Origin of the sequence: Myxococcus llanfairpwllgwyngyllgogerychwyrndrobwllllantysiliogogogochensis (assembly GCF_006636215.1) — a bacterium.
Taxonomy (GTDB): Bacteria; Myxococcota; Myxococcia; order Myxococcales; family Myxococcaceae; genus Myxococcus; species Myxococcus llanfairpwllgwyngyllgogerychwyrndrobwllllantysiliogogogochensis.
In genome coordinates this window covers 23,893-30,280 of sequence record NZ_VIFM01000128.1, presented here as the reverse complement: position 1 = coordinate 30,280, position 6,388 = coordinate 23,893, and the positions used below count along the sequence as shown (strand labels likewise).

Annotated in this window: 7 protein-coding genes; 6 read left to right on the top strand and 1 reads right to left on the bottom strand. The window is 67.9% G+C overall.

Annotated elements, in window-relative coordinates; all coding sequences use genetic code 11:
• The 6 genes from FJV41_RS27760 to FJV41_RS27735 form a co-directional block, all read left to right on the top strand.
• The coding region (locus FJV41_RS27760) for a preprotein translocase subunit SecA (RefSeq protein ID WP_181790983.1) at window positions 1–1,308 on the top strand (1,308 nt) is incomplete at its 5' end.
• A 392-nt stretch (window positions 1,309–1,700) separates the two neighbouring features.
• Window positions 1,701–2,690, top strand: a complete 990-nt coding sequence (gene rpsB / locus FJV41_RS27755; RefSeq protein ID WP_141645589.1) for a 30S ribosomal protein S2 — start codon at window positions 1,701–1,703, stop codon at window positions 2,688–2,690.
• A gap of 158 nt (window positions 2,691–2,848) precedes the next feature.
• Window positions 2,849–3,499, top strand: a complete 651-nt coding sequence (gene tsf, locus FJV41_RS27750; RefSeq protein WP_141645588.1) for a translation elongation factor Ts — start codon at window positions 2,849–2,851, stop codon at window positions 3,497–3,499.
• 211 nt (window positions 3,500–3,710) lie between these two features.
• On the top strand, window positions 3,711–4,463 hold the full coding sequence (gene pyrH / locus FJV41_RS27745; protein WP_141645587.1) for a UMP kinase: 753 nt from the start codon (window positions 3,711–3,713) through the stop codon (window positions 4,461–4,463).
• Window positions 4,464–4,506: 43 nt separating this feature from the next.
• Window positions 4,507–5,064, top strand: coding sequence for a ribosome recycling factor (gene frr / locus FJV41_RS27740; RefSeq protein WP_141645586.1), 558 nt, complete (start codon window positions 4,507–4,509; stop codon window positions 5,062–5,064).
• The gene (locus FJV41_RS27735; protein ID WP_141645585.1) at window positions 5,064–6,062 is read left to right on the top strand and encodes a diguanylate cyclase; all 999 of its coding nucleotides are present in this window, start codon (window positions 5,064–5,066) and stop codon (window positions 6,060–6,062) included. Before frr ends, FJV41_RS27735 begins: the two co-directional genes overlap by 1 nt.
• On the opposite strand, the gene cyaY is transcribed toward FJV41_RS27735, so the two are convergent.
• Complete coding sequence (gene cyaY, locus FJV41_RS27730) at window positions 6,050–6,382, bottom strand: iron donor protein CyaY (RefSeq protein WP_141645584.1); 333 nt, start codon at window positions 6,380–6,382, stop codon at window positions 6,050–6,052. The two genes, FJV41_RS27735 and cyaY, sit on opposite strands and share 13 nt — an antisense overlap.
• Window positions 6,383–6,388: the final 6 nt, after the last annotated feature.

The window sequence follows — 6,388 nt, the reverse complement described above, 5'->3', positions numbered from 1 at the left end:
CCGGAGGCCCCCGCGCCGCTGCCGCCCCCGGTGGATGGCGCCGCGCCGCAGGTGGACCCGATGGTCGCCTACCAGCAGGAGCTGGCGGACTGGGAGCAGCGGCTCGTCGCCGCCCAGGCCCGGCTGGAGACGGAGACGAAGCAGGAGCGCGAGGAGGTGATGGCGGCCGGCGGCCTGTTCATCATCGGTACCGAGCGCCACGAGTCGCGCCGCGTGGACAACCAGCTGCGCGGCCGCGCCGGTCGCCAGGGTGACCCGGGCGCCAGCCGGTTCTTCCTCTCGCTCGAGGATGACCTGATGCGCATCTTCGGCTCGGAGCGCATCCAGGGACTCATGGAGCGGCTGGGCATGGAGGAGGGCGAGGTCATCGAGCACATCTGGCTGTCCCGCGCGATTGAAGGGGCCCAGAAGCGTGTCGAGGGACACAACTTCGACATCCGCAAGAACCTGCTCGAGTACGACGACGTGATGAACCAGCAGCGGCGCACCATCTACAAGCTGCGTCGTCAGGTGCTGGCCGCGGGCGCGGGCGTCCCCCTGGTGGAGTTCACCGAGGACCCGAAGACGCGCGTGAAGAGCCGCTCCGAGCGGATGGTGAGCTGGGCGGACTTCAAGGAGATGGTCCTGGACGCGCTGGAGGACGTCATCGTCTCCACCGTGGACACGTACGCGCCCACCAAGGGCTCGGACGGGTGGGACCTGGACGCCTTGTCGAAGAACGTGAAGGAGACGTTCGACCTGGAGATGGGCTTCGAGGGCGTGGGCAACCGCGACGAACTCCAGGACCACATCTACAAGGCGGCGGAGAAGGTCTTCCGCACGCGCGACGAGGAGTTCGGCGAGAACTTCCTGCGCTTCCTCCAGTACAACTACCTGGCGACCATCGACCGGCTCTGGAAGGAGCACCTGCTGGGCATGGACCACCTGCGCCAGGGCATCGGCCTGCGTGGCTACGGCCAGAAGGACCCGAAGCAGGAGTACAAGCGCGAGGGCTACCAGGGCTTCATCCAGACCCTGTCCGCCATCAAGGCGCAGTTCGTCTCGCAGCTCATGCGCGTGCAGCCCCGCTCCGCCACCAGCGCGGAGGAAGAGGCCGTCCGCATCCAGCGCCAGCTGGCCCAGCAGCAGCGCAAGGCGGTGGAAGGCCGTGGCACGGCGGAGGGCAAGCTGGACGAGGCCTCCGTGGCCGCGGCGGCCCGTACGCCGGCCGCCCAGCAGGGCCCCCGCGTGGGCCGCAATGACCCCTGCCCCTGCGGCAGCGGTCGCAAGTACAAGAAGTGCCACGGCGCGGCGGAAGCCAGCGTCTAGGCGCCTCGTCGCGGGATGTCGGAAGTAGGGCGCCGGCGCGGCACCGTCCGGGGTTGTCGGACGGCGGGCCGCGCCGGTCCTCTTTCTGGCGCTCGGCCCGTCCCCGGGGCCCTGGAAAGGGGGCCAGGAGGGCAGGGAGGCGAGCACGAGCCTTCTTCCCGCCACGGGCGGTGAAGCGAAGCTTGCGCCGCCGGGAAGGGTTCTGTTAAGGACCCCCCGCCTCGTAGCCTGGGGCCGGGGGTGTTGACCCCGAGTCGTACCCACTTCACACACGCCCGTGCCGGTCGCCGGTGCTCCCGTGAGTGGAGGACTTCTCCGAAAGGAGGGCCCTCGCTCCCGGCAGTCACGGCCGGAGCAACACCCGGGTGTGGCGGAATAACCGGAGAAACACCATGTCGATCGACACGCAGGAAACGCAGACGCAGCAGCAGGCCATGGCCGCCGCCGGCGGCATCACGATGCGGCAGCTCCTGGAGGCCGGCGTCCACTTCGGCCACCAGACGAAGCGCTGGAACCCGAAGATGAAGCCCTACATCTTCGGTGCCCGCAACGGCATCTACATCATCGACCTGCAGAAGACGGTCTCCATGGCTCGCTCGGCGTTCCGCTTCGTGGCGGACGTGACGGCCCGTGGCGGCACGGTGCTCTTCGTCGGCACCAAGAAGCAGGCGCAGGACGTCATCCGCGAGGAGGCCGCGCGCGCCGGTCAGTACTTCGTCACCAGCCGCTGGCTGGGTGGCACGCTGACCAACTTCAAGACCATCAAGCAGGGCATCGACCGGCTGAAGACGCTGGAGAAGATGGCCGAGGATGGGACGTTCGAGCGCCTGCCCAAGAAGGAAGTCGCCTCGCTGGAGCGCGAGCGCGAGAAGCTCGAGAAGAACCTGGGCGGCGTGAAGGAGATGTCGAAGCTGCCCCGCTGCGTCTTCATCATCGACCCGAAGAAGGAGCACATCGCCATCCACGAGTCGACCCGCCTGGGCATCCCCGTGATTGGCCTGGTCGACACGAACTGCGATCCCGACGGCATCGACTTCGTGATTCCCGGCAACGACGACGCCATCCGCTCCATCAAGCTCTTCACGTCGAAGATCGCCGAGGCCTGCATCGAGGGCGCCGCCCGTTACCGCGCCTCTGGCGCGGCGGAGCGCGACGAGCAGGAGGAGCGCGAGGGCCGTGATGACCGCCGTGACCGCGACGACCGCCGTGGCCCGCGCCGTGACAACCGGGATCGCCGGGGTGGCGACCACCGCGGTGGTGGTGACCGTGGCGGCGAGCGCCGGGGTCCTCTCGTGGAGATGAAGGGCGCGCCGGCCGTGGCCGAGCAGCCCGCGGCCGAGCAGCCCGCGGCGGCCGAGGGTGGCGAGGCGGCGAAGGAGTAGTCGCCTCTCGCTGTACTCCAGTGTTCGTGGCGGCCGGGTGGCGCATCAGAATGCCTGCGACCCGGCCGTCCTTGTTTTTCGCTGTAGCCGTATCCCTTGAAACCGGATGCTCCGCCCGGCGCCTGGCGCCCTCGTGACGGTGGAGACAGGAGACGAACATGGCCGAAATCACGGCCCAGATGGTGAAGGACCTGCGCGAGCGGACCAGCGCGCCCATGATGGACTGCAAGAAGGCGCTCACGGAGACGGGCGGCGACTTCGCGAAGGCCGAGGAGTGGCTGCGCAAGAAGGGCATCTCCAAGGCGGCGGGCAAGGAAGGTCGCGTCGCGGCCGAGGGCCTCGTTGGCACGTACGTCCACGGCGGCCGCATTGGCGTGCTGGTGGAGGTCAACTGCGAGACGGACTTCGTTGCCCGCAACCCTGACTTCCAGGACCTGGTGAAGGAAGTGGCGATGCAGATCGCCGCGACCGGCCCCAAGTTCGTCCGTCGCGAGGAAGTCCCCACGGACAACATGGAGAAGGAGCGCGAGATTCAGCGCGACCTGCTCAAGCAGCAGGGCAAGCCCGAGGCGATGCTGGACAAGATCCTCGTCGGGAAGATGGAGAAGTACTACGAGCAGGTCTGCCTCGTGGACCAGCTCTGGGTGAAGGACGACAAGAAGAAGGTCGGTGACATGATCACCGAGCGCGCCGCGAAGATTGGCGAGAAGGTCTCCGTGCGCCGCTTCGTCCGCTTCGAGGTGGGTGAGGGCATCGAGAAGAAGAAGGACGACCTCGCCGCCGAAGTCGCCAAGACGCTGCAGGGCTGAGCCCCCTCGCGGCCCTTTCAGGGGCCGTGAAATGGTTCGAGCAGGGCCCTGAGGGCCGCGCGCTCTGTACCCCTGATGGGGGCGGGGGACGCGGCCCTCGCCTTTGCGGGCCTTTCCAGCCCCTCCAGGCGATTGGCATCTGACGGTGTGAGCAGGGGTGTCCGACTCGGGCGTTGATATGGCGCCAGACGGGGGATAGAAGCGGACGCGCATGTCCTCCGACACGACCCAACCGCTCCGCTTCAAGCGCATCCTCCTCAAGCTCTCGGGTGAGGCCCTGATGGGAGAAGGGAAGTACGGCATCCACCCACCCACCCTCAGTGGCATCGCGGACGAGGTCATCAAGCTGGCGGCGGCCGGCGTGGAGGTGGCCCTCGTCATTGGCGGAGGCAACATCTTCCGCGGGGTGGCGGGCGCGACGGAGGGGATGGACCGGGCCAGCGCCGACTACATGGGGATGCTGGCCACGTGCATCAACTCCATGGCCATGCAGGACGCGCTGGAGAAGAAGGGCATGCACACGCGCGTGCTGTCGGCCATCAAGATGGAGCAGATCGCCGAGCCCTACATCCGCCGGCGCGCGGTGCGCCACCTGGAGAAGGGGCGGGTGGTGATTTTCGCGGCGGGCACGGGCAATCCGTACTTCACGACGGACACGGCCGCGTCGCTGCGCGCCATGGAAATCAACGCCCAGGTCATCCTCAAGGCGACGAAGGTGGACGGCATCTACAACGCGGATCCGAAGAAGGACCCGACGGCGCGCCGCTACCGCTCGCTGACGTACATGGACGTGTTGAAGCAGAACCTCAACGTGATGGACTCCACGGCCATCTCGCTGTGCATGGACAACAAGCTGCCCATCATCGTCTTCGACCTCACCGTGCCGGGAAACATCCAGCGCGCGGTGCTGGGAGGCGGAGAGATTGGTACCGTCGTGGGCGGCAGCGAGACGGTCTGGGCCTGACCGCTCGCATTCATCCCGACTCGTGTTCAAGGAGAGCTCGCATATGAGCGGTGACATCGTCGTCGAATTGAAGGGCCGCATCGACAAGTCCCTCGAGGACCTCAAGCGGGAGCTGACCAAGGTGCGCACCGGGCGCGCCAGCACCGCCATCCTCGACAACATCCGGGTGGACTACTACGGCACGCCCACCCCGCTGTCCGGCGTGGCCAGCGTCAGCGCCCCGGAGCCCCGGCTCATCATCATCAAGCCGTGGGAGAAGACTGTCCTGAAGGAAATCGAGAAGGCCCTTCGCGAGGCCAACCTCGGCATCAACCCGATGAATGACGGGGAGATGATTCGCCTGCCCTTCCCGCCGCTCACCGAGGAGCGCCGCAAGGACATCGCCAAGCAGGTGAAGACGAAGGGTGAGGACCACAAGGTCGCCATCCGCAACATCCGCCGTGACGCCAACGAGGCGCTCAAGGTGCAGTTGAAGGACAAGAAGATCACCGAGGACGACCACAAGCGCATCTCCGAGAAGGTCCAGAAGGAGACCGACGGCGGCGTGGCCCAGGTGGATGAGATCATCAAGAAGAAGGAGAAGGAGGTCATGGAGGTCTGATGGCCTTCGTGCTCCTGGCCGAACCCGCCGCTCTGGTGGCGGGTGTGCTGCGCCGGTTCCTCGAGGGAGCCGGCCACGAAGTGACGTGGGTGACCAGCTCCGACGAGGCTCTGCGAGTCGTGCGAGAGCGGCCACCCGCGGTGGTTCTTGCCGCTGGGCTGGGGTCGCTGGAAGGAGAGGCGATGTGCCGGAGCCTGCGTGCGCAGGGGCTCCAGGTTCCGATGCTGCTGGTGTACCCGCCGGATGAAGAGCGGGCCGACGAGCGCGCCGCCCAGGCCGGTGCGGACGGCAGCCTGGTGGGCCCTCTCAAGCGCGCCACCGTCCTGACGTGTGTGTCGCTGCTGCTGCAACTCGAGGAAGCCCGGCGCGCCTCCGGGGTGGCCTCCGCGCCCGTGCCGCCACCGCCATCGCTCGCGCCGGTGGAGCCCGAGGCCCGGCGCGTCACCCGTCCAGAGCCGTCTGCATCCACGGGCGGCACGTCGGCGGACTTCGAGTTCCTCAAGCGGCTGATGCTGATGGAGGTGAAGCGCAGCCGTCGCTACCGCTATCCCATCGCCCTGCTGATGGTGGAGGTGGACCGCTTCACGGAGCGGTCCGCGGCGCTGTCACCCACGGCGAGGCGGGGCGCGCTGGCGGAGACGCTGGGCCTGCTGGTGGAGGGCGTGCGCGACATCGACGTGGCCGTGCCCTTCGCGGACAGCCGCTTCGTCGTCTTCCTTCCGCACACGCCCCGCTCGGGCGCGCGGGTGGTGGCCGAGCGCCTGCGAGAGAAGCTGAAGGCCGTGCAATCCCTGCCCGCGGGCACCGCATCCGTGGGCGTGGCGGTGTCGGAACCTCCCGCCGGCAACAAGAGCGCGCCGCCGGGCGCCACCGGCCAGCAGGTCAGCTTCGGCGGTCTGCTGAAGGACGCGGGAGACGCGCTGCGACGCGCGCAGGCGGCGGGTGGTGACTGGGTGGAAGTGGCCAGCGATGCCGCCAGCCGCACTCAGGACGGGTAGATGAAGTCCACGTCGCTGATGTCGTGCACGACGTCTGCGACGAAGCGGAACAACTCCAGGCCGCGCGCCTTGTCGTCCTGCCAGGTGCCGCTGGCTTCGTCGTAGTTGAAGTGGATGCCCTGGCCTCGCCCCGCCACCCAGATCTGCTTCACGGCGCGCTGGGTGTTGACGATGCACTTCTCCCGGGAGCGGGCGGTGAGGGTGAGCATGTCACCCGTGCTCTCCGCCTCCAGGAGGTCTGGATCAATGGCGTCCGCAGCGGCAAGCATCCGCTTGAAGACCATGGCCACGAGCTGGTTGTAGCGGGCTTCTTCCATCATGGCCGC